The organism is Pseudomonas putida, assembly GCF_028682455.1.
GTDB lineage: Bacteria > Pseudomonadota > Gammaproteobacteria > Pseudomonadales > Pseudomonadaceae > Aquipseudomonas > Aquipseudomonas putida_AA.
Map to the genome: position 1 here is coordinate 272,191 of NZ_JANHLD010000002.1, position 25,609 is coordinate 297,799.

The 25,609-nt window shown below is 63.2% G+C and carries 20 protein-coding genes and 2 pseudogenes; 14 read left to right on the top strand and 8 right to left on the bottom strand.

All coding sequences use genetic code 11. The features are described 5' to 3' along the window. Nucleotides 1–523 precede the first annotated feature (523 nt). The 10 genes from NPS58_RS11945 to NPS58_RS11990 all read left to right on the top strand — a co-directional run bounded on the left by NPS58_RS11945 (nucleotide 524) and on the right by NPS58_RS11990 (nucleotide 14,969). Nucleotides 524–1,456 carry an NAD-dependent epimerase/dehydratase family protein gene (locus NPS58_RS11945; RefSeq protein ID WP_274115558.1) on the top strand — a complete coding sequence of 311 codons (933 nt, stop codon included), beginning with the start codon at nucleotides 524–526 and terminating at the stop codon, nucleotides 1,454–1,456. Between the two features lie 74 nt (nucleotides 1,457–1,530). Then, nucleotides 1,531–4,305, top strand: coding sequence for a bifunctional glycoside hydrolase 114/ polysaccharide deacetylase family protein (locus NPS58_RS11950; RefSeq protein WP_274115559.1), 2,775 nt, complete (start codon nucleotides 1,531–1,533; stop codon nucleotides 4,303–4,305). After that, nucleotides 4,283–7,897: a tetratricopeptide repeat protein gene (locus tag NPS58_RS11955; protein WP_274115560.1), complete on the top strand. Its 3,615-nt coding sequence runs from the start codon at nucleotides 4,283–4,285 to the stop codon at nucleotides 7,895–7,897. The genes NPS58_RS11950 and NPS58_RS11955 overlap by 23 nt, the downstream gene beginning before the upstream one ends. Before the next feature lie 29 nt (nucleotides 7,898–7,926). Beyond that, the gene (locus NPS58_RS11960) at nucleotides 7,927–8,445 is read left to right on the top strand and encodes a hypothetical protein (RefSeq protein WP_028945009.1); all 519 of its coding nucleotides are present in this window, start codon (nucleotides 7,927–7,929) and stop codon (nucleotides 8,443–8,445) included. A 5-nt stretch (nucleotides 8,446–8,450) separates the two neighbouring features. Continuing rightward, nucleotides 8,451–9,821, top strand: a complete 1,371-nt coding sequence (locus NPS58_RS11965; protein WP_274115561.1) for a PelD GGDEF domain-containing protein — start codon at nucleotides 8,451–8,453, stop codon at nucleotides 9,819–9,821. Then, nucleotides 9,799–10,788, top strand: coding sequence for a HEAT repeat domain-containing protein (locus tag NPS58_RS11970; protein ID WP_274115562.1), 990 nt, complete (start codon nucleotides 9,799–9,801; stop codon nucleotides 10,786–10,788). Before NPS58_RS11965 ends, NPS58_RS11970 begins: the two co-directional genes overlap by 23 nt. Then, the gene (gene pelF, locus NPS58_RS11975; RefSeq protein ID WP_274115563.1) at nucleotides 10,785–12,302 is read left to right on the top strand and encodes a GT4 family glycosyltransferase PelF; all 1,518 of its coding nucleotides are present in this window, start codon (nucleotides 10,785–10,787) and stop codon (nucleotides 12,300–12,302) included. The genes NPS58_RS11970 and pelF overlap by 4 nt, the downstream gene beginning before the upstream one ends. A 1-nt stretch (nucleotide 12,303) precedes the next feature. Next, nucleotides 12,304–13,677 carry an exopolysaccharide Pel transporter PelG gene (gene pelG / locus NPS58_RS11980; protein WP_274115564.1) on the top strand — a complete coding sequence of 458 codons (1,374 nt, stop codon included), beginning with the start codon at nucleotides 12,304–12,306 and terminating at the stop codon, nucleotides 13,675–13,677. Between the two features lie 83 nt (nucleotides 13,678–13,760). Continuing rightward, entirely contained in the window at nucleotides 13,761–14,216 is a 456-nt protein-coding gene (locus NPS58_RS11985) for a carboxypeptidase regulatory-like domain-containing protein (protein WP_274115565.1), read from the top strand. Between the two features lie 6 nt (nucleotides 14,217–14,222). Beyond that, nucleotides 14,223–14,969 carry a phytanoyl-CoA dioxygenase family protein gene (locus NPS58_RS11990; RefSeq protein ID WP_274115566.1) on the top strand — a complete coding sequence of 249 codons (747 nt, stop codon included), beginning with the start codon at nucleotides 14,223–14,225 and terminating at the stop codon, nucleotides 14,967–14,969. A 360-nt stretch (nucleotides 14,970–15,329) separates the two neighbouring features. Here NPS58_RS11990 and tssD read toward each other — a convergent pair. Next, nucleotides 15,330–15,681 (bottom strand): annotated as a pseudogene (tssD, locus tag NPS58_RS11995) (type VI secretion system tube protein TssD). Nucleotides 15,682–15,846: 165 nt separating this feature from the next. Here tssD and NPS58_RS12000 point away from each other — a divergent pair. Beyond that, nucleotides 15,847–16,053, top strand: a pseudogene (locus tag NPS58_RS12000) (phytanoyl-CoA dioxygenase family protein); the annotation flags it as partial. Nucleotides 16,054–16,056: 3 nt separating this feature from the next. Here the strand turns inward: NPS58_RS12000 and NPS58_RS12005 are convergent. Both NPS58_RS12005 and NPS58_RS12010 read right to left on the bottom strand, forming a co-directional pair. After that, nucleotides 16,057–16,953, bottom strand: a complete 897-nt coding sequence (locus tag NPS58_RS12005; RefSeq protein ID WP_274115567.1) for a universal stress protein — start codon at nucleotides 16,951–16,953, stop codon at nucleotides 16,057–16,059. 202 nt (nucleotides 16,954–17,155) lie between these two features. Then, the gene (locus tag NPS58_RS12010; protein WP_274115568.1) at nucleotides 17,156–18,550 is read right to left on the bottom strand and encodes an aldehyde dehydrogenase family protein; all 1,395 of its coding nucleotides are present in this window, start codon (nucleotides 18,548–18,550) and stop codon (nucleotides 17,156–17,158) included. A gap of 103 nt (nucleotides 18,551–18,653) precedes the next feature. Here NPS58_RS12010 and ptrR point away from each other — a divergent pair, with 103 nt between their 5' ends. The 3 genes from ptrR to NPS58_RS12025 all read left to right on the top strand — a co-directional run bounded on the left by ptrR (nucleotide 18,654) and on the right by NPS58_RS12025 (nucleotide 20,940). Continuing rightward, nucleotides 18,654–19,541, top strand: coding sequence for a putrescine utilization regulator PtrR (ptrR, locus tag NPS58_RS12015; protein WP_274115569.1), 888 nt, complete (start codon nucleotides 18,654–18,656; stop codon nucleotides 19,539–19,541). A gap of 73 nt (nucleotides 19,542–19,614) precedes the next feature. Further along, nucleotides 19,615–19,977, top strand: a complete 363-nt coding sequence (locus NPS58_RS12020) for a DUF3302 domain-containing protein (RefSeq protein ID WP_274115570.1) — start codon at nucleotides 19,615–19,617, stop codon at nucleotides 19,975–19,977. A gap of 3 nt (nucleotides 19,978–19,980) precedes the next feature. Then, nucleotides 19,981–20,940: an HlyD family secretion protein gene (locus NPS58_RS12025; RefSeq protein ID WP_274115571.1), complete on the top strand. Its 960-nt coding sequence runs from the start codon at nucleotides 19,981–19,983 to the stop codon at nucleotides 20,938–20,940. Nucleotides 20,941–20,946: 6 nt separating this feature from the next. Here NPS58_RS12025 and NPS58_RS12030 read toward each other — a convergent pair whose 3' ends face one another. The 5 genes from NPS58_RS12030 to NPS58_RS12050 all read right to left on the bottom strand — a co-directional run bounded on the left by NPS58_RS12030 (nucleotide 20,947) and on the right by NPS58_RS12050 (nucleotide 25,574). After that, nucleotides 20,947–22,059: an AI-2E family transporter gene (locus NPS58_RS12030; protein ID WP_274115572.1), complete on the bottom strand. Its 1,113-nt coding sequence runs from the start codon at nucleotides 22,057–22,059 to the stop codon at nucleotides 20,947–20,949. Between the two features lie 72 nt (nucleotides 22,060–22,131). After that, nucleotides 22,132–22,680: a PqiC family protein gene (locus NPS58_RS12035; protein ID WP_274115573.1), complete on the bottom strand. Its 549-nt coding sequence runs from the start codon at nucleotides 22,678–22,680 to the stop codon at nucleotides 22,132–22,134. Nucleotides 22,681–22,697: 17 nt separating this feature from the next. After that, entirely contained in the window at nucleotides 22,698–24,350 is a 1,653-nt protein-coding gene (locus tag NPS58_RS12040) for an intermembrane transport protein PqiB (RefSeq protein ID WP_274115574.1), read from the bottom strand. Beyond that, nucleotides 24,331–24,978, bottom strand: a complete 648-nt coding sequence (locus NPS58_RS12045; protein WP_274115575.1) for a paraquat-inducible protein A — start codon at nucleotides 24,976–24,978, stop codon at nucleotides 24,331–24,333. The genes NPS58_RS12040 and NPS58_RS12045 overlap by 20 nt, the downstream gene beginning before the upstream one ends. After that, complete coding sequence (locus tag NPS58_RS12050; protein ID WP_274115576.1) at nucleotides 24,975–25,574, bottom strand: paraquat-inducible protein A; 600 nt, start codon at nucleotides 25,572–25,574, stop codon at nucleotides 24,975–24,977. Before NPS58_RS12050 ends, NPS58_RS12045 begins: the two co-directional genes overlap by 4 nt. Nucleotides 25,575–25,609: the final 35 nt, after the last annotated feature.

Genomic DNA, 25,609 nt, shown 5'->3' on the forward strand with positions numbered 1-25,609 from the left:
GTAGAAACAAGTAATTACCATCAATTAACAGCCGTAGCGAACCCCGGAAGCGGGGCGTGCTGCGGCTGTTTTTTATTGGGCGCTAATTCATTGGCGTCAGAAGGCTGTCTACCTGAAGGGTGATGGCAATTGGACTTCTGAATAACGCCGACTACAGTACCCATTAACAGAAGTGTCCGTTTTGCTTACAGGTTGTGAGGTACGAATCCGGGCGAAACCCCCGGAAACACAGGCATTTTGCCGCGATCCGAGCATGCTAGCGACAAAAAACCGACGATTTTAAGGTTCGAAGCAAAAAAGAACGGATTATTGACATTGGCAAATTAAAACTGTCATCATGCATGCAGTACATTATGGCGATTAGCTATTAGTGAATATAAAAAAGGCCTCAGGACGAAGCCGAAAGTGTCGGCGAATACAACTTCCAGACGGTGTTGCCCGAGGCGCCCTATTCATTGAATTAATGCGGCCTTAAACAACTTGTTGCCGAGGTCATTATCTGAGTTTTATCGGGGGACGCTCTATGTCTGCTGAACGCATTCTGGTTACCGGCGGCGCCGGATTTATCGGCTCGCACCTGGTCGATAAGTTACTGAGCAGACACTACCAAGTGCGCGTGTTGGATAACCTGTCCAGTGGCAAGCGAAGCAACCTGCCACTCGACAATCCCGCCCTGCAGTTGCAAGTGGGGGATGTGGCCGATGCCGAGGTGGTGAACCAGGCTTTGCAAGGTTGCAGCGCCGTCGTGCACCTGGCCGCCGTCGCCTCGGTACAAGCCTCGGTCGATGATCCGGCAGGTACCCACCGCAGCAACTTCATCGGCACACTCAACGTGTGCCAGGGCATGGCGGCAGCCGGTATCAAGCGCGTGGTGTTCGCCTCCAGCGCCGCTGTTTACGGCAGCAACGGCGAAGGCACGGCCATTGATGAAGACACACCAAAAGCCCCGCTGACCCCCTACGCCGCCGACAAACTGGCCAGTGAGTTCTACCTCGACTTCTACCGTCGCCAGCATGGCCTGGAGCCTGTGGTGTTGCGCTTCTTCAACATCTTCGGACCGCGCCAGGATCCATCGTCGCCGTACTCGGGGGTCATCAGCATCTTTGCCGAGAAGGGGCGCACGCGCCAGCCGGTCACCGTGTTCGGTGATGGCGAGCAAACCCGCGACTTCGTCTATGTGGCCGACCTGGTCGAGATCCTCCTGCAGGCCCTGGAAGGGGACGACCCGGCAAGTGGCGCGGTGAATGTCGGGTTGGGGCGTACCACCAGCCTCAATCAGTTGATCAAGGCCATCGACGCCGCCACCGACACCCCCCTGACAGTCACGTATCAGGACGCGCGTCCGGGCGACATCCGCCACTCGCGGGCGGACAACCGTCGATTGCAGCAACGCTTCGAACTCAATCAACCCACTACGGTGGCCGATGGCCTGAGGTTTTTGCTGCAGAGCCTGTGAACCCCTTGACGATTGATCGTCGTATCGTTCGAGTACTTCAAGAGTTGATTATGGAAAATTCAGGTGTTCGCTCAATGGCTTGGCGCTGGTGTTCGGCGCTGGCCTTGTGCATGGCAGGGTTTGCCGCCCAGGCTCGCGACAACGGGCCTGCAAGTGTTGCATTCTGGTACGCCGACAATCCGCCGCTGCCCGAACTTGCGCAGTTCGACTGGGCGGTTGTAGAGCCCGGCCATTTGACCTCCGCCGATGTCGAGACCCTGCGCCGCCTGGGCAGCCAGCCCTTTGCCTACCTGTCCATCGGCGAGTTCGATGGCGACCGTGCCGCGCTGCAGCGCAACGCCCTGACCCAGGCGGCCAGCGCCCAGCGCAACCAGGCCTGGGACAGCCAGGTCATGGACCTGACCACCGACGCCTGGCGCGAGCACCTGTTCAAGCGTGCGGCCCAGCTCAAGGCCCAAGGCTACGCGGGGTTGTTCCTCGATACCCTGGACAGCTTCCAGTTGCTGCCCAAGGCCGACCAGGAGGCCCAGCGCAAGGCACTGGCTTCTTTGCTGCGCGAGCTGCACAGCCGCCAGCCGCAACTCAAATTGTTCTTCAACCGTGGCTTTGAAGTGCTCGGTGAATTGGACGGCGTGGCCAGCGCGGTAGCGGTTGAGTCGATCCATGCCGGTTGGGACCCTGGCGCCAAGCGCTATCGCCCGGTGCCTGCCGACGACCAGCAGTGGCTCGAAGGCAAGCTCAAGCCGCTGCGCGAAAAGCACATTCCGCTGGTGGCCATCGACTACCTGCCCAGCGAGCGGCGCGAGGAAGCGCGCAAGCTGGCCAAGCAGTTGAGCCAGGAAGGTTTCACCCCGGTGATCAGTACCCCGGACCTGGACGGCATGAGCCTGAGCACGGTGGAAGTGCAACCGCGCCGTATCGCCATGTTGTTCGACCCGCGCGAGGGCGATCTCACCGAGAACCCCGGCCATCTGTTTCTCGGTGGGCTGCTCGAGTACCTGGGCTATCGGGTCGATTACCTGCCTACCGACCAGGCGCTGCCGCAGCATCGTTTCGATGGCTTGTACGCCGGTGTGGTGTTGTGGATGACCAACGGGGTACCCGAAGACAGCAATGCCTTTTATACCTGGCTGAACAAGCGCCTGGACGAACAGGTGCCGTTGGCCATTCTGGCCGGCCTGCCAATCGAGGACGGTGCGCTGCTGCAACGCCTGGGCCTGAGCGAGCGTGCACCGGCCAGAACCGGCCCGCTGCAGGTGATCAGCCAGGACGACAGCCTGGTCGGCAAGTTCGAGGCACCGCTGGTGCCGCGCAGCCGCGGCCTGACCCTGGTTACGGCGCTGCCGGGCGGGCCGACCCCCGGACTGGTGCTGGGCGACGGCCAGAACCGCACCTACACCCCGATCGTCACTGCCGACTGGGGCGGCATGGCCCTGGCACCCTATGTCATCGAGTCCAATGCCGAGCGCAGCCGCTGGGTGCTCGATCCCTTCGCGTTCGTGCAAAAGGCCCTGCGCCTGCCGATGCAGCCGCGCCCGGACACCACTACCGAAAACGGTCGGCGCATCGCCACCGTGCATATCGATGGCGACGGTTTCCCATCGCGCGCCGAGATCCCGGGCACGCCGTATTCCGGTCGGGTAGTACTGGACGACTTCATCCGCGCCAACCCTTACCTGACCTCGGTGTCGATCATCGAAGGCGAAACCTCGCCCAAGGGCATGTTCCCGTACCTGGCCAAGGAGCTTGAGCCGCTGGCACGGGAGGTGCTGGCCGACCCCAAGGTCGAAGTGGCCACCCACACCTACAGCCACCCGTTCTTCCTGCAGCCGGAGAAGACCGTCAAGCGCGATGATTTCCACGCCGAGTACGGTTTGCACCTGAAGATCCCCGGCTACGACAAGCTGGATTTTCGCCGCGAAGTCGTCGGCTCGCGCGACTACATCAACAGCCGCCTGACCACGCCGCAGAAGCCGGTGAAGATGGTGTTCTGGCCTGGTGACGCCTTGCCCAGCGGCGACACCATCAAGATTGCCTATGACGCGGGCCTGGCCAACGTCAACGGTGGCCAGACCATCATGACTAACGCCAACCCGTCGCTGACCGGCCTCTCGCCGCTGTTGCGACCCACCAGCGGCGGCCTGCAGTACTACGCGCCGATCATCAACGAGAACATGTACACCAACCTGTGGAAAGGGCCTTACTACGGGTTCCGCGATGTCATCGACACGTTCCAGCTGACCGACAAGCCCCGGCGCCTGCGCGGCCTGCACCTGTATTACCACTTCTATTCGGGTACCAAGCAGGCCTCGATCAAGGTCATGGCCGACATCTACAAGCACATGAACGCGCAGCAGCCGATTTCATTGTGGATGACCGACTACCTGCCGCGGGTGCACGGGCTGTATCAGTCCAGCCTTGCGCGTAGCGCCGATGGCAGCTGGCAGGTACGCGGCATGGACGGCCTGCGTACCTTGCGCCTGGATGCCCAGCAAGGCTGGCCCGACCTTGGCCGCTCCGAAGGGGTGGCCGGTGTGCGCGACTTGCCGCAAGGGCGCTATGTGCACTTGAGCGATGACCACGCCCGCCTGGTGCTGCGTCCCGACCGCGATCCGCGCCCGGCACTGGAGGAGGCCAACCTGCCGCTGACCGGTTGGCGCTACCTCAACGACCAGCAGGTGAGTTTCGGCTTTGCAGGGCACACCGACCTGCAGTTTTCGGTGCGCTCGGCCAGCGCCTGCAGCGTGCAGGTCAATGGCAAGCAATTCGCCGGCAAGGCGGCCCAGGGTCTCTGGCACTTCCAACTTCCTTACAGGCAGGTGAGCGATGCAAAACTCTCCTGTAACTAAGAGTCCACGACTGCTCAACCGCTGGGCGTTGCTCGCGGTGGCCGTGGTGGTGGGGATTCTGCTGTGGGCCACCCTGCAGAATGAAGACGTGTTCCAGCCCAACGGCCAGGAGCTGGATGAAGTGTCGGCCGGCTACGCCGAAGTGCTGCTCGGTGCCTATCCCGAAGATCAGAAGTTGCGCACCCAGTTGCTGGACCTGCTGTTGCAACTGAACAACTTCGACCGGGCGCAGAAGCACCTGGACCAGTGGCCCAACCCCGACCCGGTGCTCAAGCCGTTCTACCAACTGGCGCTCGACGCCCAGGTAATGGCCAGCAAAAGCAACGCCGACGCAAGTGTCGCGGCCACGGTGAGCGATGCCGATCGCCTGGCCCTGGCCGAGCGGTTCCGCGCTTTCGACTACAAGGCATTACCCGACGCGCAACTGCAGACCCTGGCCAAGCTGGCCCTGGCAAGCCAGGTGCCGGCCGTGGCTGCCGACAGTTTTGTCGAGCTCGCCAAGCGCCAACCCGAACAGGCCACCAGTTGGCTCGAACAGGCGGCCAAGTGGTACCTGGCCAGCGAACAGCCGGGCAAGGCCGCCGCCATCTACGTGCAATTGCTCGAAGGCAGCCAGGACCCGGCCCTGCGCCAGCAATACCTGATCGCCGCCTTCAAGGACCTGGTCGCCACCGACCGCGGCGAAGAAGCCATCGAGTTGCTGGCCCGCGAGATCAACGCCCAGCCGGACCTCACCTACGAGCCGCAGTTGCTCGACCTGGCGGTGGACGTCGCCGTGGGCCACGCCCGGCCGGACCTGGCCGAGCAGTTCTTTGTTCTGTGGCGCAAGCAGCAACCCGACACACCGCAGGTCATGCGCACCGAGCTACAGAAGCGCCTGGCCTTCGGCGACCTGGCTGGCGCCCGCGCCGCCGGGGAACAATTGCTGGTCCATGAGCCTGAAGACATCGGCCTGCTCAAGCAGCTGGCGCTGATCGCCGAATGGCAGGGCGATATCCCCGGTGCGCTGCAACACTGGGTGGCGCTGTTCAAGCTGCACAACGAGCCTGGTCAGTACGAACACGCCTGGCGCCTGGCCTTGCAGGGCTTCGAGTTCGACCAGGGAATTCCGCTGCTGGCCGACATCATGCACAGCCGGGCCTTGACCGACACCGAGCTCGATGCACTGATCTATGCCGAAGAGTCCCGCGGCACTCCCGAGCATGCCGAGCACTGGTTGCGCAGCTACCTGCGCAAGTACCCCGGCCACCGCCTGGCGCACCTGCGCCTGCTGCAGAACCTCGAGAACACCGGCCAGTACGACGAGCGCCTGGTGGCCTGGAGCAACTTCAGTGCGCACTTCAAGTTGACCACGGCGGAGCGCCTGGACTGGGTCAGCAACCACCTCAAGCACTTCGACAACGAGTCGGCCTGGCAGGTGATCGATGCGGTCGACACCGGCAATATCAAGGAAGTCGAATACTGGGAAACCCGTTCCGAGATTGCCTGGAACCTGGAGCGCGACGACGACCTGCGCCAGAGCCTGGAAAAGTTGCTGGTGCTCAAGGGGCACTTGAACAGCGGTGACGAGAGCGTGCTGATCAACCTCTACCGCCAGACCGACCCGCACAAGGCGCTAAGCATGATGGTCGAGAGCTGGCACCGGACCCACGAGCCGGAGCAATTCATCTACGCCTTGCAACTGGCCCAGGACCTGCAGGAGTGGGCGCTGGTTGCCTCCTTGCTCGACGAAGCCAAGGAGGCTGCGCAGGTGGCCGACCGTGCCGAAGTATGGGCCGCACGCGGGGCGCTGGCGGCGAACAACAAGCAGCCGGACGAAGCGATCCGTCTGTACCAGGAAGGGTTGCAGCGCTACCCCCACGACAACCTGTTCCGCGAGCGTCTGCTCTGGCTGTACGTGGACATGGGCCGCAACAACGAGCTCAAGCCTTTGCTGCAGCAGTGGCGGCCGCTGGCTCGGCGCGACAGCACCCTGTGGCTGCCGTTCGCCGCTGCCAACCAGCAACTTGGCCGTAGCCGCGAGGCACTGGCCTGGTACCGCCTGTACCTCAAGGGCAATGACGTCGACTGGCTGATCCAGGCCGCCTATGCCGACGCCCTGGAATCGGCCGGGCAGGTGGACCGCGCCCAGCGCCTGCGCTTGCGCCTCACCCGGGAAATCACTCCCGAGACCGTGGTCGCCACGCCGCAGGGCTACGCCACCTGGTTGCGCCTGCTGTCTACCAGCTACTCCGCGCGCAAGGCCCAGGGCCAGGCGTTGCAGTGGCAGGACGGCTCCAATCCGATGCTGCAGCTGTGGTTCGACCAGATGCTGGCGCGCCTGGACACCATCAACCAGTCGGCACAGAAGGGCGACTGGTTGGCCTGGGCACAACGCCGTGGCCTGCGCATCGAGCGGGCCGACCAGATCCAGGAGATCCTCAGCGGGCGTGATCGCAACGCACTGGAGCAATTGATTGCGGGCAACGAGCTGGACCCGGCGCAGAAGGTCGAGGCACTGACCAGCCTTGGTCGTCCGGCCCAGGCCCTGGCCTCGAGCCTTTCGCAACTCGGTGACGAGCAAACGGCGGCCATGCGCGACCAGTTGCGCCAGCAAGCCATCTCGCTGACCGAAGCCACGCCCCAGGGTATCCAGTTCGGCTGGCAGCAGCAGAACTACGGTGGTCCGGAGTTCAGTGGCCCGCGGGTGAGCATGGCGCGTTTCCTGGGCGACGATTGGTACACCCGGCTCGACCTGGAGCAGGGCGACTATAACGGCGACAGCCTCGACAGTTCTGCCCTGGGCACCGAGCGTAACGTCGAGCTGACCCTGCAACGGCAGTTGAGCGACGGCGTCCTCAAGCTCATGGCCGATACCAGCCAGCGCGATGACGACGACCGCACCGGCCTGGGCATCAGCCGCAGTTGGCAGGTGACCCCTGGCGACATGCTCGAAGTGGGTGGTGAATGGCAGCGCAAGAACGAAGACACCGGCCTGATGCGCGCGCTGGGCCAACAGAGCGGTGCCTGGCTGGGCGGTGCGCATCGCTACTCGGCGCGTGACCTGTTGTCGTGGAACCTGGCCCAGCGCTGGTTCGAAACCCGTGAGGGCGACGACCTCGGCAACGGCCAGGCGCTGCGCATCGAGTATGTCCACACCCTGCAGTTTGCCGGCCCCAACTGGGAGCTGCGCAGCGGCCTGGACTACCAGCACAACAGCCTCGACAACCGCAACCTCGCGCACCTGGCCAGCAGCCGGGGCGGGGCTATCGATATCGCCGACCTGGGCCTGGACGACCCTGACCAGCTGCGCCCCGATGACCTGCTGCCCGACCGTTACGGCCAACTGTACATCGGCAGTTCGTGGCGCCGTGGTTTCCCCGGTGCGCTCAACCGCACCCGCGGGCAGTACACCTGGCTGGTGGACGTCAACGCCGGCTGGCAGTGGATCGACAACACCGTCAACTACGGCTTCGCCACGGGCATCGGCATGGAGGTCTTCGGCGACGACGAGTTGGCGTTGACCGTGGGGTATCAATCGGCACCCGAAGGTGGCGGCGGCGAGTCCGGCGGCACCGTGGGCGTCAGCTACAGCCTGCGGTTCGGGCGCTGAACATGAAAATTTCAACAGGAGTACACAGTATGCAAGCCATTCGTAGCCTGAGTCTGGCCGTGGCGGCGACGCTCATGGTCGGTTGCAGCAGTTTTACCGGCAAGAACAACGCCGAACTGTCCAGCAGTGCCCAATGGGGTGTGCTGCCGCTGGTCAACTATTCGCAGACCCCCCAGGCCGGCGAGCGCAGCGAACAGATCCTGCTCAGTGTGCTCAGCAGCCGTGGCCTGCAGCCGCAGGTCTATACACCGTCGGCCAAGGTCGACACGGCGCTGCTCGAAGACAACGAGCGCCAGGAGGCGGGCATGCAGTGGGCGCGCTCGCAAAAGCTCGACTACGTGGTAACCGGCAGCGTCGAGGAATGGCAGTACAAGAACGGCCTGGATGGCGAACCGGCGGTGGGCATCAGCCTGCGGGTGGTAGAGCCTGCCACCGGCCGCGTGCTGTGGAGCAACAGCGGCGCCCGTGCCGGCTGGTCGCGTGAAAGCCTCGCCGGCTCTGCGCAGAAAGTGTTGGACAAACTGGTTGGCGACCTTCGGCTCGAGTAATAGTGATGAACTCTCCACACATGGATTTCAGCCTCGCCCCGCGAGCCAATGGACCTGCTACCTGGGTCGAGACCGTACTGGTCACTGCCCTGGTGGTCGGTGTCGGATTGTGGTTCACCCCTCACGATCCGCTGCAGGTCCACGGTGACTTCCCCTGGTCATTGCTGGCGCCACTGCTCATCGGTGTGCGCTACGGCTTCGTGCGCGGGCTGTTCAGTGCCAGTTTGCTGGTGGCGGCGTTCTTTGTGCTGCGCCACAACGGCCTGGCAGCCTACGCCGCGATCGCCCCGGCCTACATCGTAGGCGTGTTGGTGTGCGGCATGTTGGTGGGGGAGGTGCGCGACTTGTGGGAGCGGCGCCTGCAACGCCTGCAGATGGCCAACGACTACCGCCAGTACCGCCTCGACGACTTCACCCGCGCGCACCAGATTCTGCGTGTATCCCATGACCGCCTGGAACAGCGCCTGGCCGGCAGCGACCAGAGCCTGCGCAGTTCGTTGCTGGGGCTGCGCGAACGCCTGCGGGCCCAACCGGGTGAGCGCGATGCCCTGGCATTGCTGGCCGATCCGATCCTGACCTTGCTGGGCCAGTACGGCTCGTTGCGGGTGGCCGGCCTGTACCGGGTCCAGCAGCCGCCCAAGCAGCCACCGCAACTGACCCTGCTGGCCTCCACCGGGGTGATGGATGAACTGGACAACCGCGACCTGCTGGTGAGCCTGTGCCTGGAGCGGGGCGAGTTGGTCAGTGTGCTCGAGGAGGTGCTGGATGCCGGCGAGCACACCAGCGTGTCGACCCTGCAGGCGTGTATCCCGCTGGTCGATACCAATGGCCGGGTCGAGGCAATCCTGGCGGTGCGCCAGATGCCCTTCTTCGCCTTCCACGAGCGCACCCTGAGCCTGCTGATGCTGCTGGCCGGGCACATCGCCGACCTGCTCCAGCACGACCCGCAGGTGCTGCAGCTGCCGTCGGCCGATGCCCAGCATTTCACCAGCCAGCTCAAGCGCTCGTTGATCGATGTCGAGAAACATCAGTTGTCGGCCTGCCTCTACATCTTCGAGCAGACCCGTCCCAATGACGAACTGGCGCGTTTGTTCGAACGCAGCCAGCGCGGCCTGGACCTGCACCTGCCGCTGCGCAACGACCGTGGCAACGACTGCCTGCTGGTGTTGCTGCCGCTGACCTCGGCCGAGGGCGCCGAAGGCTATCTGACCCGCCTGGGACGGCTGATTCACGAGCACTTCGGCATGAACGTCGACCTCGACAGCCTGGGCGTGAAGGTGCTGGCCTATGACCTGGAGGCAGCCCCGCATCGTGGGGGGCTGCGTAACTTCCTGCATAACGAGTGTGGCCTGAATGATCAGCAAGTGGCTGTTTAGCGGCGCGGTTTTTCTCGAAGCTGGCAGTTGGGCGAGCCTGACCCTGGGGTTGCCCGACCTGCAGATGGCGCTGCTGTATGCGTCCAGTCACCTGCTGGCCTGCCTGATGCTGACCGGGGCGATCTGGCTGCTGTTGCCGGCGCGCTATCGCCGGCCACTGCCCTGGAGCCCGCTGTTTATTTTCAGCCTGGCGTTTTTCGTGCCGATCCTGGGCAGTGTCGGGGTGATTGCCGCGATCTTCCCGGCGCTTTACCTGCCGCGCAAGCGTGAGCGCCAGTTGTGGCGAGCGATCGGCATTCCCGATCTGCCGTTCCGGGCCAAGACCCAACTGCACTCGCCGACCTTCGCCGACAGCGGCTTGCAGGATGTATTGCGCCACGCACCCGACCCCGACCAGCGTCTGGCCGCGCTGCTGGCTACCCGGCGCATGCCGGGCCGCGAGGCAGTGCCGATTCTCAAACTGGCACTGGGTGACCCTAGCGACGATGTGCGGCTGCTGGCCTATTCGATGCTCGATAAACAGGAAAGCGATATCAACCAACGTATCGAGACCGCCCTGGGCAAGCTGGCCAAGGCGCGGCCCAAGGCGGTCGGCCCGCTGCACGCCACGCTGGCACGTTGGTACTTCGAACTGGCCTACCTGGGGCTGGCCCAGGGCAGCGTCCAGGACCACGTGCTGGGGCAGGCCGGCGAGCACGCCGAACGTGGCCTGGCCGCTGGCAGGGGCGGCGAGTTGCTGCTGCTGGCCGGGCGCATCGCTTTGGGCCGGGGGGATATTGCCAAGGCCCAAGTGCATTTGCTGGAGGCGGAACGCAGCGGCATGGCGGCAGAAAAAGTGCTGCCGTTCCGTGCTGAAATCGCCTTCGAAACCGGGCTGTACCGCGACATTCCACTGTTGTTGCGCAAACTCCCCGCCGAGATGCAGCAGCGTCCGCCTTTCGCCTCGCTGCTCAGGAGCTGGACATGAAAAAGACTGCGAGCCAGGCGCCGATTGCCGACGTCTGCCTGCTGCTGGAAGGCACCTGGCCCTACGTACGCGGTGGCGTTTCGAGCTGGATACACCAACTGATCCTCGGGCTGCCGCAGCTGACATTCTCGGTGTTGTTCATCGGTGGCCAGCGCCAAGCCTACGGCGAGCGGCGCTATGAGGTGCCGCCCAACGTGGTGCACATCGAAGAAGTGTTCCTGGAAGAGGCCTGGCAGAACCCCAAGCGCTCCCAGCGCGCGCACAAAGCGTCCTATGAAGACCTTGGCGAGCTGTTTCGCTACCTGCACCACCCCGACAGGCCACCGGCCGAACTGGGCACGCGAATGCTGGACTCGCTGGCCATGGGGCGCATCCGCCTGGACGACGTACTGTACAGTCGGGCCAGCTGGGAAGCCTTGACCGAAGGCTACCTGCAGCACTGCGCCGACCCGTCGTTCGTCAACTATTTCTGGACCTTGCGCACCATGCAGTCGCCCCTGCTGATGCTTGCCGAGGTCGCCCGGCGCATGCCGCGGGCACGGGTACTGCACTCGATTTCCACCGGTTATGCAGGGTTGGTCGGCTGCATTCTCAAGCAGCTGTGGCAGTGCACCTTCTTGCTCAGCGAACACGGCATCTACACCAAGGAACGCAAGATCGACCTGGCCCAGGCCAGTTGGATCGCCGAGTCCACCGACCAGGCACTGAACGACAGCCTGGACACCGGCTCCGGGTATATCCGCGTGCTCTGGGTGCGCTTTTTCGAGCGCCTGGGGCACCTGATCTACAACAGCGCCGACCGCATCATTGCCCTGTACGACGGCAACCGCCAGCGACAGATCAAGGACGGCGCAGACCCTGCGCGTACCCAGGTGATTCCCAACGGTATCAACCTCACGCAATGGGACCAGATCCTCCAGGAGCGCGCCCCCGGCATTGCCCCGGTGGTCGGGCTGATCGGCCGGGTGGTACCGATCAAGGATGTGAAGACCTTCCTGCGCGCCATGCGTGGCGTGGCCACGGCGATGCCTGATGTGCAGGGCTGGATCGTCGGGCCCGAGGAGGAAGACCCCGAGTACGTCGCCGAGTGTCGTAGCCTGGTGGTGAGCCTGGGCCTGGAGCAGCAAGTGCAGTTCCTGGGCTTCCAGCGGATCCACGAGATCCTTCCGCAATTGGGGCTGATGGTCCTGACTTCGATCAGCGAAGCGCAGCCGTTGGTGATCCTTGAAGCCTGGGCCGCCGGGACACCGGTGGTCAGCAGTGATGTGGGCTCGTGCCGCGAGTTGATCGAAGGCGGCGAGGCGGCCGACCGCGACCTGGGTCGGGCGGGCGAGGTGGTGGCGATTGCCGACCCGCAGGCCACCGCGCTTGCGATCATCGAGCTGCTGCGCGACAGCCAGCGCTGGCAACAGGCCCAGGCCGTGGGCATCGAGCGGGTGCACCGCTACTACAGTGAAACCCTGATGATCGACCGCTATCGCGCGCTCTATAACGCTGCAATGGAGACTGTCTGATATGGCCGGCATCGGCTTCGAACTGCGCAAGATTCTTTCGCGCGACTCCTACACCTCGACCTTGCATGCCTATGTCTATGCCGGGCTGATCAGCTCCGGCCCGTGGGTACTGTCGATCCTGAGCGTGATGCTGGTGGGGGTGATCAGCCTGGGGCTGGTGATACCCGAGACGCTCATTCGCCAGTTCCTGATCACGGTGACCTACCTGATGGCCACCTCACTGATCCTCACCGGCGGCCTGCAGCTGTTTTTCACCCGCTTCGTATCCGACCGCCTGTTCGAACGCAACTATGACCAGATCCTGCCGAACCTCCTGGGGATTCTGCTGTTGGTCACGGTGGGCTCGGGGTTACTGGGCATCGTGCTACTGGCGACCTTGTTCGATGAGCCGCTGATCTACCGCCTGTTGGTGCTGGCCAACTTCGTGGTGCTGTGCAACCTGTGGCTGGTGATCATCTTCCTGTCGGGAATGAAGGCCTACAACCGGATCCTGCTGGTGATGCTGCTGGGCTATTCGTTGATGGTCGGCAGCGCCTTCTGGTTGCGCTACCTGCAGATGGAAGGGCTGCTGCTGGCATTGCTGCTGGGCCACAGCACACTGCTGTTCCTGTTCCTGTTCGACATCCTGCGCGAATACCGTGCCGAGAAGCTGGTGGCGTTTGATTTCCTCGACCGGCGCAAGGTGTTCATCAGCCTGCTGCTCACAGGCTTCTGCTACAACCTGGGAATCTGGATCGACAAGTTCATCTTCTGGTTCAACCCCTACACCTCCAGCCAGGTGATTGGTCCGTTGCGCGCCTCGATCCTCTACGACTTGCCGATCTTCCTGGCGTACCTGGCGATCATCCCGGGCATGGCGGTCTTCCTGGTGCGTATCGAGACGGATTTTGCCGAGTGGTACGACCGCCTGTTCCGCGCCGTGCGGGAAGGCGAAACCCTGCAGCACATCAGCCAGCTCAAGGTCGAGATGACTTACTCGATCCGCCAGGGCCTGCTGGAAATCTGCAAGGTCCAGGGTCTCACCGTGGTGCTGTTGTTCCTGTTCGGCCCGCGCCTGCTGGCCTGGCTCGGGATCTCCAGCTACTACCTGCCGCTGTTCTACATCGACCTGATCGGGGTGAGTATCCAGGTGGTGTTCATGGCCATCCTCAACGTGTTCTTCTACCTGGACAAACGCGCCATCGTGCGGGAACTGTGCCTGTTGTTCGTAGTGCTCAACGCCGGCCTGACCCTGCTCAGCCTGCACCTGGGGCCAAGCTTCTTCGGCTATGGTTTCACCTTTTCGTTGCTGGCCTGCGTGCTGCTGGGGCTGGCCCGGTTGTCCACGGCCCTGGACGACCTTGAGTTCGACACCTTCATGCGCTCCAACCGCTGACGGCCGCGCCGCGCGTCAGGCCCGGGCAACCCAGGCGCTGATGCGCGGATAATAAAGGCTGGATCCGTGTTGGAGGACACGCCATGAACAGCCATCAGAACAGCCTTCTGAGCGGTCTCGCCCTGGCATTGGTCATGCTCGGCGTGGCGCCGCTGGCCGCCGCGCAAACACTGGACGAGGCGCCTATCGACCCTGCCGGTGTGCAACTGCAGCCCCAGGAACAGAACGGCATCAGCTACCTCAAGGGCGGCATTGGCATCGACGAATCCCGGGCCATGCAGCAGATCCGAGGCTACAACCTGCAGCTCACCCTGTCATCGGGCCCGGACAACAAGTACCAGAGCGGTGCGCAAGTGCGTATCGAGTCGGCAGGCGGTCAACCGGTACTGACCCTCTCGGACGTCGGCCCGATGCTCTACGCCAAGCTGCCCAACGGGCATTACCAGGTGCTGGCGAACCTCAATGGCGAGCAGCAGCGCCAGCAGGTGGTGATCGATGGCGGCGCGCCGGTCAAGCTCAACCTGCACTGGCGTGAATAACCGCGCATGGACCTGCAGTCGGCCCTGGGCGCCTTGCACCGTGACGGTTTCGTGTTGTTACCAAGGGTGCTGGGCAGCGCGCAGATCGAACAGCTGCAAGCGGCAATCGACAACCTCGAACCCCAGCACTGGGACTACAACGGCCTGGTCGAGCACTACAAATGCGTGTTCAACCGCGACCCGCTGTGGCTGGAGTACCTGGACCTGCCGGGGGTGATCGAGTTGGCCGAAGCGGCCCTGGGCGAGGATTGCCACATCATCGGCCAGACCGCCTGGCGCAGCCATCCTGGCTGCCTGGGCATGCCCCTGCACCTGGATTACCTGGTCATGGCGTTGCCGCCAAAGCTGCTGGCCGATCCTGGTTTCGAGCTGCCCATGCAGGTGTGTACGCTGCAGTGCTACCTGGACGATGTCGATGCCGACCTGTGTCCCACTCGGGTGCTGGCCGGCAGCCACAGGGCAGGGCGCAAGCCGCTGCCGGGCGAACAGCAGTGGCGGGGCCAGGCGGCGCAGAGCATTTTGTGCCGGGCAGGCGATGCGTTGATGTTTCGCAGCGAGCTATGGCATGGCGGCAGCGACAACCGCACCCCCGATCGCTGCCGGTCGATGCTGCAGGTGCACTACGGCCGGCGCATGGTGGCGCAGAAGTTCTCGCCGTACCTGCACTGGCAGTACAACCCGGCGGTGCTGGCAGCCGCCACGGCCCGTCAACGGCGCTTGCTGGGTGAACATGCCGAGGCAGAATACGACTGAGCCTCAGGCCTGGGCCCTGATCGCCAGTACGACGACCTGGAAGGTGTGAGTTTACTTTCGCGAAAACCACCATCTAATGTCCCGTTTAACAGGAAGTGCAAATAAATGTATAAAAATGCAGATAAAAGCAATCCAGCCAATGTGTGGGTGTTCTGAGGTTGTCTCTGGTCGATGCCCTAAGAATAGAAAATCATTATTTTGAAGAATGTCTATATAAGGCACAACAAATAGCCCATTGAACAGTAGGCAGGCATAGAGTTTGACGTGATTTAATTTGCTGCCAGATAGGCGCATCTTTAAGAGGTAGGCGACAAAAATGCCACAGGCGGCCAATGCAGGGAAAGTCCACGCAATCATTTTTCAGTCTCTTGATAGAGCTGCTTTCCTGTTCGAATGGTGCGTCCAGGTGATTTCACGGTAGCGAATAGCAAGATGCTCTTGAGGTTCGGCGTCATTTTGGAAAATAACATGGGGCATCTCAGCCGTCAGATCTGCAATGATGCCGCCCTTCAGTTCGACGGTGTAGAATTTTTCCTGAAGGCCAAATGAAGAAGTTCGGTAGGAACTAATCGAACAAGTTATTTTCTCTCTGCTTGATTTCGTCTGCATGCCCTGCCTGGCACTTGTTGCCAATAGAGTCTTGGGTTGAGCAACCCGCCGAAGTTAGTCCTCGAGCCTTGCCGGTAATGGTCATGTAACCGTGGTTAGCCATATGTGAAACTCCTTTTAGTCAGCTAGTCAGCCAAATATCCTACTTACAAGGACTCCAGGTGTGCTGTAGGGCGTTTCTGATGGTCTGTGAGAAATATCTCGAACTAGATCTGACGGAGGCTCCGTAAAGAATCTCACCTGGTAAGTCTTTGGGCTCATCGGGAAACCGGGGCGTCCGAGGTTAAAGTGGCAGGGCCAGGCGGCGCAGAGCATTTTGTGCCGGTCGATGCTGCAGGTGCACTACGGCCGGCGCATGGTGGCGCAGAAGTTCTCGCCGTACCTGCACTGGCAGTACAACCCGGCGGTGCTGGCAGCCGCCACGGCCCGTCAACGGCGCTTGCTGGGCGAACATGCCGAGGCGGAATACGACTGAGCCTCAGGCCTGGGCCCTGATCGCCAGTACATTGCACAGCGGGTGGTCGACCACATGCTCGGTGGTGCTCCCGGTCATGCGTTCCATCAGCGTACGGGTGTGGTTGCCCATCACCAGCACGTCGGTGCGGCTGTGGGCGACGAATTCGGCAATGCTGCGGGTGATCGGTGCCGACAGGAAATGCAGGCGCTCCGGCGGTATCGCGTGACGTTCGGCCAAGTGATCGAAGGCCTTGTGGATCGACTTGCGCACGTCGCTGCCGAATCCCGGCATGGTGACCGTACCGGCACCGAAGTCGGACATATGGGTGTGAGCGCTGTCGCACACGTGCAACAGGTGCAGTTCGGCATTGCACTGTTGGGCGAGATCGGCGGCCGCCTTGATGACGGTTTCGTTGAGGTCGCTGTAGGGGTGTTCGGGGTGGGTGGGGTCAACGGCGGCCACGACGATTCGTGGCAGCGGGCAATGTACCGCACTCACCAGGTGCACCGGGCACGGGCACTCGCGCAGCAGCTCCCAGTCCAGCGGGGTGTTCATCAGCCGTTTGAGCGCCGATTGATGGTGGACATCCTTGATCAGCAGGTCGGGACCGATCTCGACCACTTGGGTGAGCACGGCCTGGAGAACGTCGCGGGTGAGCATGACATCGGTGCTGACCCGGATGCCGTTTTCATGCAGCAAGGTGGCTTCGTCGGCCAGCCATTGGCGGTTGTCGCTGACCAGGGTCTGCAACCGCTGCTCGTCGCCGCTCATCAGGCCGAGAGTGTCGACCTCCTCGATGAAGGCAGTGATATGCAGGGTAGCGCCGGTGGCGCGGGCAAGCGCCGCGGCGCGCTCCATGGCTGGGGTATGACACAGATCTGATCCGACCATCAGGAAAAGGCGTTGGTACTGGCTCATGGTGCACCTCCGGTTGTGTGGCATTGCCAGCCCCCGAGCTTGAGTCTAGTCCATTGCCAGCATGGGTTTCGGGGCGAGGCCGCGGTCAATCTGACCAGCGGTCGAGGCCGCGCCGCTGCGTGCTGCGTGCTGCGTGTCAGGCCAGGGTGGTCGGCGAGACGGCTGCCGACCTGATCCTGACCTGCACCCCGGCCAAGGCGCCTCAGCCGCGGCGGTCGAGCCACACGGTCTGGGCGTTGCAGAACTCGCGCACGCCAAAGTGGGAGAGCTCGCGGCCAAAACCGCTCTTCTTGACGCCACCGAAGGTCACCCGGGGGTCGGAGGCGCAGATGCCGTTGACGAATACACCGCCGGTGTCCAGCTCGTTGGTCAGTTGCGCAGCCAGTTCCAGGTCCCGGGTGTAGATCGTCGAGGCCAGGCCGAACTCGCTGTCGTTGGCCAGCTCCAGGGCGTGGCGGGCATCGCGTGCGGTGATGATCGAGGCTACCGGCCCGAACAGCTCCTGGCGGAACGAGGTCATCTGGTCGGTGACATCGGCCAGCACCGTGGGCGCATAGTAGTTGCCCACACCGTCGGCCTTGCGGCCGCCCAGCAGCAGGGTGGCCCCTTCGGCCAGGGTTGCCTGGACTTGCTCGTCGAGCTCGTCGCGCAGGTCAAAGCGCGCCATCGGGCCCAGGTAGGTCTGTTCGTCAAGCGGATCGCCCATCACCAGTTGGCGAGTCGCTTCGACGAACTTCTCGGTGAACGCCTGTACCACACCTTGCTCGACGATCAGGCGCTTGGCGGCGGCGCAGACCTGGCCGGTGTTTGCGTAGCGGCCGATCACCGCGGCCCTGACCGCTTCGTCGAGGTCGGCATCATTGAGCACGATGAACGGATCGGAGCCGCCCAGCTCCAGCACGCATTTTTTCAGGGCGGCGCCCGCCTGGGCGCCAATGGCCATGCCGGCACGCACGCTGCCGGTCAGGGTCACGGCGGCGATGCGTGGATCCTTGATGGCCTGGGAGACGCCTTGCGGGGTGACGTTGATGACCTCGAACACTCCTTCAGGCAAGCCGGCCTGCTTGATCACCTCGAGCAGCAGGTAGGCACTGCCCATCACATTCGGGGCGTGCTTGAGCACGTAGGTGTTGCCGGCGATCAGCGCCGGCACCGCACCACGCAGTACCTGCCAGACCGGAAAGTTCCACGGCATCACCGCGAGGATCGGGCCCAGCGGGCGGTACTCGATGCGCGCGGTGCCGTTGTCCACCAGGGTCGACTCGGCGCTGAGCATGCCCGGGCCCTGGGCGGCGTACCACTTGCACAGTTGCGCGCATTTCTCCACTTCGCCACGGGCCTGGGCCAGCGGCTTGCCCATCTCCAGCGTGATCATGCGGGCCATGGCCGGGGCGTTTTCACGAATGGCGCTGGCCAGGGCAAGGATCAGTCGCGCGCGCTCGCCCACCTCGGTGCGGCGCCACAGGGCGAAGCCTGCAGCGGCGCGATCCAGGGCAGCATCCAGGGCCGCGGAGGATTGGTAGGGGTAATGGCCGATGGCCTCGCCGGTCGCGGGGTTGGTGGAGACGGCATGGGTCTGGTGGGAAAACGCGGTCATGGCACAGTCCTGCAGGTGTTAGGGAATGCCGCCAGCGTAGGGGGATGCGCAGCTTGTGGAAACTGAATAATAATGAGCCTTTCATTCATGAAAGGAGAATGCTGTGGATCTGGTCCAGCTGGAAATCTTCAAGGCCGTGGCCGAACACGGCAGCATCAGCGTTGCCGCCCAGCATATCCATCGCGTGCCGTCGAACCTGACCACACGTATCAAGCAATTGGAGACCGACCTCGGTGTCGAGCTGTTCATCCGCGAAAAAAGCCGCCTGCGGCTATCGCCAGCCGGTTGGACCTTTCTCGATTACACCCGGCGCATCCTCGCCCTGGTGGAGCAGGCGCGCCTGACCGTGGCGGGCGAAGAGCCTCAGGGGCCGTTTGCCCTGGGCTCGCTGGAAAGCACGGCGGCGGTGCGCATTCCGGCGCTGCTGGCCGCCTACAATCAGCAGTACAGCAAGGTCGAGCTGGACCTTTCCACCGGGCCGTCCGGGGCGATGATCGAAGGCGTGCTGGCCGGGCGCCTGGTAGCGGCCTTCGTCGATGGGCCGGTGCTGCACCCGACCCTGGACGGTGTACCGGTGTTCGAAGAAGAGATGGTGCTGATCGCACCGCTCAATCACGGGCCGATCAGCCGCGCCCAGGATGTCAACGGCGAAAACATCTACGCCTTTCGCGCCAACTGTTCCTACCGTCACCATTTCGAGCGCTGGTTCAGCACCGATGCCGCTGTGCCGGGCAAGATCTACGAGATGGAGTCCTACCACGGCATGCTCGCCTGCGTGAGCGCCGGCGCCGGCCTGGCACTGATGCCGCGCAGCATGCTGCAAAGCATGCCGGGTTGCGCCACGGTGAGTGTCTGGCCGCTGTGCGAAGACTTTCGCTACCTCGATACCTGGCTGGTATGGCGGCGGGGCACGGTGTCCCGCAGCCTGTCGAGTTTCGTTGAATTGCTCGAGGCGCGCCGGGTGCAGGCGACGGCTGAACAGGGCGGATAAATCGCCCGGTATGCCAGTGTTCATTGGCTAGACTGAATCCATCGCACCCATGCCCGTGCGAGCTGGAGCAGCCATGCTTGATTACTTCGCATTAGGTCTGTTGATCTTCGTCGGCCTGGTGATGTTCTACGGCATCATCGTGCTTCACGACATCCCCTACGAAATCGCCGTTCACCGCAATCATCCGCACCAGGATGCCATCCATGCCACGGGCTGGGTCAGCCTGTTCACCCTGCATGCGCTTTGGCCGTTCTTATGGATCTGGGCCATGCTTTACCGCGAGGATCGCGGATGGGGAATCGGCGCGGGCAGCGCACAGCCTTCGGCAGCCGATCTGCAGCGAGAGGTAGAGGCGCTGCAGCAACGGGTCTCTCAGCTGGAAGCGGCCCAGGCCCGTGCCAGGGATGCCAATGTCGAGTCGGGCGGAGGTATCTAGGCCATGGACCTGCTGCTGATCCTCACCTATGCCGCGATCTGCGTGGCGATCTTCAAGCTGTTTCGTATTCCCCTGAACAAATGGACGGTGCCCACGGCGGTGCTCGGTGGCGTGCTGATCATCGGCGCACTGATCTTTACCATGAACTACAACCATCCCTACTCGGAGGTGGCGCGCTCCTATTTTGTCTCGGTGCCGGTGATTCCGGTAGTCACCGGCAAGGTGATCGATGTGCCGGTCAAGGGCAACCAGCCGCTGGAGGAGGGCGACGTGCTGTTTCGCATCGACCCTGCACCGTTCAAGTACCGGCTGGCCTCGCTCAAGGCCCAGCAGTTGTCGGCCAAGGGCGACCTGTACCGGATCAATGAGTTGATCAAGCGCAACTTCGGTACGCGGCGCGAGCAGGAAGCCGCCATTGCCCGGGTCGATGATTTGCAGGCGCAGATCGACAATGCCCAGTTCGAACTCGACAACACCGTGGTGCGTGCCCCGAGCAAGGGCTATGTGACGCATGTATCGCTGCGCCGGGGGATGATGGCAAGCAAGTTGCCGCTGCGGCCTTCGATGGTGTTCATTCCCGAGGAGGGGCAGTATTTTGCCGCCTGGATGCGGCAGAACAGCCTATTGCGGCTGGTGCCTGGTGATGAAGCGGAGGTGGCGTTCGACGGCATTCCCGGGAAGGTGTTCAAGGGCCGGGTGAAGAATGTGATTGCGGTCATTGCCGAGGGGCAGGTGCAGCCGTCGGGCAACCTGATCGGGTTTACCGGCTCGCCGCCGGCAGGACGGGTACCGGTGATCATCGAGATCACGGATCCGGAGTTTGCCCAGTACAAAGCGCAGATGCCTGGTGGCGCATATGGGCAGGCGGCGCTCTACAGCCAGCACTTTCATCACATTGCGGCGATGCGCAAGATCCTTTTGCGCATGGCCGCCTGGATGAACTACATCTTTCCGTTCCACTGAGACCGGCTAAGGTTCCTCCTTCGGCGGTGCCGGGGCCGGCCGGTCTGCTGCCAGGGGCTGTGCCACCCAGGTCATGAACAGCTCGTACCCGACCGCCAGCAGCACCGGGCCGATGAACAAGCCGATGATGCCGTTGGTGAGCATGCCGCCCAGGGCGCCGATCAGTACCACCGGCATTGGCACGGCGACCCCGCGGCCCAGCAGCAAGGGCTTGAGGACGTTGTCGGAAAGCCCGGCCAGAATGGTCCAGAGGGCAAAGATCACGGTGCTGGCGCCCACGCCGTCATGGGCGAAGACGTAGATCACGATCGGCAGGGTGATCAGCAGCACCGGCAACTGGGTGATGCCCAGCAGCAGTACCAGCAAGGCCAGTACCCCGGCGGCCGGGACGCCCATGATCACCAGGCCGATGCCCACCAGAATCATCTGGATGAAGGCGATGCCCACCACGCCCTGGGCCACGGCGCGAATCGTCGAGGTGCACAACTCGGCCAGCTGTGGTCCGCGTTCAGGCCCGGAAATGCGCGTGGCAATGGCCACCCCGGTGCGATGGCCGGCTTCGCCCTTGGCCATGATGATGCCGGCGATGATCAGGGCCAGCACGAACACCAGGATGCCCGAGCCGATACCCGCCAGCTGGGTCAGCAAGGTCTTGCTCACGCCCTTGAGGTGCGGCGCCACTTGTGACAGCGCCCAGCTCAGGTCGGTGCTGGCATGTTCCCAGATGCCGAACAGCGGGGCGCCGATCAGGGGCCAGTCGCGCACGTTTGCAGGCGGCGGGGGGATTTCGACCGCTTGGTCCTCGAAGCCCTGGATGCCCATGTGCACCGACTGGGCGATCGAGGTGCCCAACAGGCTCAATGGGCCGATCAGGCAGGCCAGGCCGACGATCACCAGCAATACCGCGGCGAGGCCATTGCGACCGCCGAGCCAACCGCCCAGGCGCTGGTTGACCGGGTACAGGGTGATGGCCAGGATCATCGCCCACAGCATCAGGCTCAGGAACGGCTTGAAGATATCGAAGCAGAACATCACCAGTACCGCGATCAACCCGGCGCGAATCAATACATCCAGCAGTTCCCTGCCATTGCCAAACTGTATCGGTCGATGGTCGGCCATGAGAGATTCCTTACTTGATGCCATAGGAGGGTTGAGTCGCGGGAAAGTGGGAGCGAGCTTGCCCCGCGATGATTACAACGCCGGACAGCGCCTGGCGCCACCACGAGCCGCCTGGCTGACCTGCTCGGTAAAGCGCTTGATGTTCTGTTGATGGGCCACCACCAGTTCCTCGATGGTGCCGCCGGCCGGGGTCTGCAGCACGCTGCGGCAGTTCAGGGCGCCGGCGTCGCTGCCGCCGGCCGCGCGCAGGCGCCAGCGGGCATCGAACAGGGCGTATTGCCCCGGCACCGAATCGAAGCGTTGCACGTCGACCCGCAGCGCCAGGCTCGGCTGGGCGCTGTTGCCGGAGAACTGGTTGATCAGGGCGTTCTGCAATTCGTCGGCAAGGCTTGCGCCCCACCATTCGGTCTCCAGGATCGCCAGGCTGCTGTTGCTCTGGCGAATCACCAACTGCGGGCGGTCGACCTGGGGCGGCACGCTGATCAGTTCGAGCTGCACATCGACACTGTTGACCGGCACCGGCTGCTGGGGAATCAGGGTGTGGTAGTGGATCGGGTCGCTGCGACAAGCTGCCAGCATCAAGGTCAGGCCCAGCAATGCGAATTTGGTGGCGTGCGCCATGTTCGGTGCTCCTGCGGTCAATTGCGCGACGGTTTCAAGGTGTCAGCCGGGGCATCCTTGGGCCTGCCGCGCAGCAGGGATTCAGGGTTGCGGCCCAGGTAGTCGGCCAGTTCACGCAAGGAGCGCGACATGCGTCCCAACTCGTCGAGGGTCTGAGTCAGTTGCTCGCGTTGCGGCGAATCGTCGGCCAGGGTCGAGTTGGCCGACTGCAGCGTCTTGCTGACTTCCTGCAAGGTCCCCTGGACCCCGGGCAGAGTACGGGTGTTGAACTGCTGCAGGCCTTTGCGCATTTCCACCAGGTTGGCGTCGAGGTTGTTGGCGATGCGCTCAATCGGCAGGCGATTGAGACGGTCGACCATGACCTCGAATTTTTCCTGCAACTGTTCAAGACTGCTCGGTACGGTGGGAATGGAAACCGGCCGTGCGTTCGGGTCGAAGGCCACCTTGGGCGCCTTGGGGTCGAAGTCCAGGGCGATGTACAACTGCCCCGTCAGCAGGTTGCCGCTGCGGGCCTGGGCGCGCAGGCCGTTTTCGATGAACATGCCCAGCAACTCGGCGGCACCCTGTTCGTCGTCGGGGTTGTGCTTGAGCGCCTTGAGCAGCTTGGTGTGGGCCTTGCCCAGGCGTTGCGGGTAAATGACGATACCGACATTGACCGGGAAACTGCGTTGCTTGAGGTCGAAATCCAGGTTCACCGACACCACTTTGCCGATCTCCACGCCGAGGAACTCCACCGGGGCGCCGACTTTCAGGCCGCGCAGCGCCTGGTCGAAGCGCAGGGCCAGGTATTGCGCCTTGCCGTTGGGCGGGGCGAGGGCGAGCTGTTCGTTCTCGAACAGCTCGAACACCTGGTCTTCGCTCGCCACCTGGTCCTCGGGGTTGAACTGCGGGGCGCGAAAGGCGATGCCGCCCACCAGCAATGACGACAGCGACTCGGTGCGCACGGCAAAGCCATTGGCACCGGCTTCGACATCAATGCCGCTGGCATTCCAGAAACGGGTGTTGTTGGTGACAAAGGCATCGTTGGGCGATTGCACGAACACCTCGACATCCACGCCCTTGCCATCCTTGCTCAGCTGGTAGGACACCACCTGGCCGACGGGGATTTTTCGAAAGTACACCGGCGAGCCGACGCCCAGCGACCCCAGATCGCTGGTATGCAAGGTAAAGCGTTTGCCCGGTTCGTCGTAAGTGATGGGAGGCGGCATTTCAAGCCCGGTGAAGGTTTTCGCCCGGGCACCGGCCTTGCCGGCGTCGGCACCGATGAAATCGCCCGAGAACAGGGTGTCGATCCCCGATACGCCGCCGGCACCGATGCGCGGCCTCACCACCCAGAAAGTCGAGTCCTCGCGGGTGAAGTTTTCGGCATGCTTGACCAGTTGCACCGTCGCGGTCACGTGTTTCTGGTCATCGCTCAGCTCCACCGTGGTGACCTTGCCGATGACCACGTTGCGGTATTTGACTTCGGTTTTATTGGCGGTCAGGCCTTCACCGGTCTTGAAGGTGATCTCGATGGTCGGGCCTTGCTGCAACCAGTTGTGCACCACCAGGGAAATACCCACCAGCACCGCGATAATCGGCACGATCCACACCAGTGAAACGCTGAAACGCCGGGTTTTTACGGTCGGTGCGCCCGGCACTGGCGGCTCTTCAGTGACTGCTGACTTCATCCATGCGCTCCTCGGGTTCTCGGCTTTCCCAGATCATTCGGGGGTCGAAACTCATTGCGGCCAGCATGGTGAACACCACCACCAGGCCGAAAAACAGAATGCCCGGGCGCGGTTCGATGTCGCCCAGGGCCTGGAACTTGACCAGCGCGGCGACCAGGGCCACGACAATTACATCGAGCATCGACCAGTAGCCGATCAGTTCGACGAAGCGATAGAGCTTGGAGCGCTCCCTCTGCGCCCAGTTGCTGCCGCGCTGCACGGTGGTCAGCAACAGGCCCAGGGCGACGAATTTGGTCGCCGGCACCGCGATACTGGCGATGAAGATGATCGAGGCAATGTCCCACGCGCCGTGGGCCCAGAACTCGATCACCCCGCTCATGATGGTGCTGTCGTCACCGCTGCCGAGCATCTTGGTGTTCATTACCGGCAGCAGGTTGGCCGGTATATAGAACACCAGCGCGGCAATCAGGTAGGCCCAGGTGCGGGTCAGCGAATTGGGCTTGCGCTGGTGAACCGGGGCGCCGCAGCGCGGGCACTCATGCACGGGCCCGGCGGTGGTATCGCAGGCCTTGCCGCAAGCGTGGCAGAGCACCAGGTTGAGCTCGCTGGCCAGGGGCGGGCGGCTCATGGCAGTTCGTCCCACAAGTCACGGATATCGCGGCCGGCCACGCGGATGATCAGCAGGCTCAGGGCTGCCAGCGCCAACAGGCCGATACCGGGCAGTACATCGAGCAGGCCGGCCAGCTTGAACACCGCGACCATGGCGCCGAGCAGGCAGACTTCGAGCATGCTCCAGGGGCGCAGGGTTTCCAGCCAGCGCATGCACCAGGCGAACCCCGGGGAGCGCTGGCCGGCAAGGGCGAAGGTCAGCACCCAGATCAGCAATGCCAGCTGGAACATCGGCGCAATAATGATGGAGATCGCCGCCACCAGGGCAATGAAGGTAATCGGCCCCGTGGCCAGGGCACGCACCGAGTCCCACAAGGTGGCGCTGTTGGAGAAACCCTGCAGGCTAATGCTCATCACCGGGTAGAAGTTGGCCAGGATCCAAAGCACACCGGCGGTGAGGCTCAATGCCAGGCGCTGTTGCAGGTTCAGTCCGTTATAGCGTTGCAGCACGGCGCCGCAGCGCAGACACAAGGCCTTCTGGTGCTTGCCGAGGGGGACCTTGTGGTAAACGCAGTCGCAGTGTTCACAGATGATCAGTTGATCGGTTTCCAGCATGGTACGCGCTCAGGCTACCGACGGGGGACTAGCTC

Bases quoted from the DNA above. Each gene is read 5' to 3' on its own strand.
- NPS58_RS12045 (WP_274115575.1), bottom strand. From the start codon at position 24,978: ATGAGCCGCCCGCCCCTGGCCAGCGAGCTCAACCTGGTGCTCTGCCAC.
- NPS58_RS12035 (WP_274115573.1), bottom strand. From the start codon at position 22,680: ATGGCGCACGCCACCAAATTCGCATTGCTGGGCCTGACCTTGATGCTG.
- NPS58_RS11965 (WP_274115561.1), top strand. From the start codon at position 8,451: ATGAACTCTCCACACATGGATTTCAGCCTCGCCCCGCGAGCCAATGGA.
- NPS58_RS12030 (WP_274115572.1), bottom strand. From the start codon at position 22,059: ATGGCCGACCATCGACCGATACAGTTTGGCAATGGCAGGGAACTGCTG.
- NPS58_RS12025 (WP_274115571.1), top strand. From the start codon at position 19,981: ATGGACCTGCTGCTGATCCTCACCTATGCCGCGATCTGCGTGGCGATC.
- NPS58_RS12005 (WP_274115567.1), bottom strand. From the start codon at position 16,953: ATGAGCCAGTACCAACGCCTTTTCCTGATGGTCGGATCAGATCTGTGT.
- NPS58_RS11960 (WP_028945009.1), top strand. From the start codon at position 7,927: ATGCAAGCCATTCGTAGCCTGAGTCTGGCCGTGGCGGCGACGCTCATG.
- NPS58_RS11955 (WP_274115560.1), top strand. From the start codon at position 4,283: ATGCAAAACTCTCCTGTAACTAAGAGTCCACGACTGCTCAACCGCTGG.
- pelG (WP_274115564.1), top strand. From the start codon at position 12,304: ATGGCCGGCATCGGCTTCGAACTGCGCAAGATTCTTTCGCGCGACTCC.
- NPS58_RS12020 (WP_274115570.1), top strand. From the start codon at position 19,615: ATGCTTGATTACTTCGCATTAGGTCTGTTGATCTTCGTCGGCCTGGTG.
- NPS58_RS11970 (WP_274115562.1), top strand. From the start codon at position 9,799: ATGATCAGCAAGTGGCTGTTTAGCGGCGCGGTTTTTCTCGAAGCTGGC.
- NPS58_RS11985 (WP_274115565.1), top strand. From the start codon at position 13,761: ATGAACAGCCATCAGAACAGCCTTCTGAGCGGTCTCGCCCTGGCATTG.
- NPS58_RS11945 (WP_274115558.1), top strand. From the start codon at position 524: ATGTCTGCTGAACGCATTCTGGTTACCGGCGGCGCCGGATTTATCGGC.
- NPS58_RS12040 (WP_274115574.1), bottom strand. From the start codon at position 24,350: ATGAAGTCAGCAGTCACTGAAGAGCCGCCAGTGCCGGGCGCACCGACC.
- NPS58_RS12010 (WP_274115568.1), bottom strand. From the start codon at position 18,550: ATGACCGCGTTTTCCCACCAGACCCATGCCGTCTCCACCAACCCCGCG.
- NPS58_RS12050 (WP_274115576.1), bottom strand. From the start codon at position 25,574: ATGCTGGAAACCGATCAACTGATCATCTGTGAACACTGCGACTGCGTT.
- NPS58_RS11990 (WP_274115566.1), top strand. From the start codon at position 14,223: ATGGACCTGCAGTCGGCCCTGGGCGCCTTGCACCGTGACGGTTTCGTG.
- pelF (WP_274115563.1), top strand. From the start codon at position 10,785: ATGAAAAAGACTGCGAGCCAGGCGCCGATTGCCGACGTCTGCCTGCTG.
- NPS58_RS11950 (WP_274115559.1), top strand. From the start codon at position 1,531: ATGGCTTGGCGCTGGTGTTCGGCGCTGGCCTTGTGCATGGCAGGGTTT.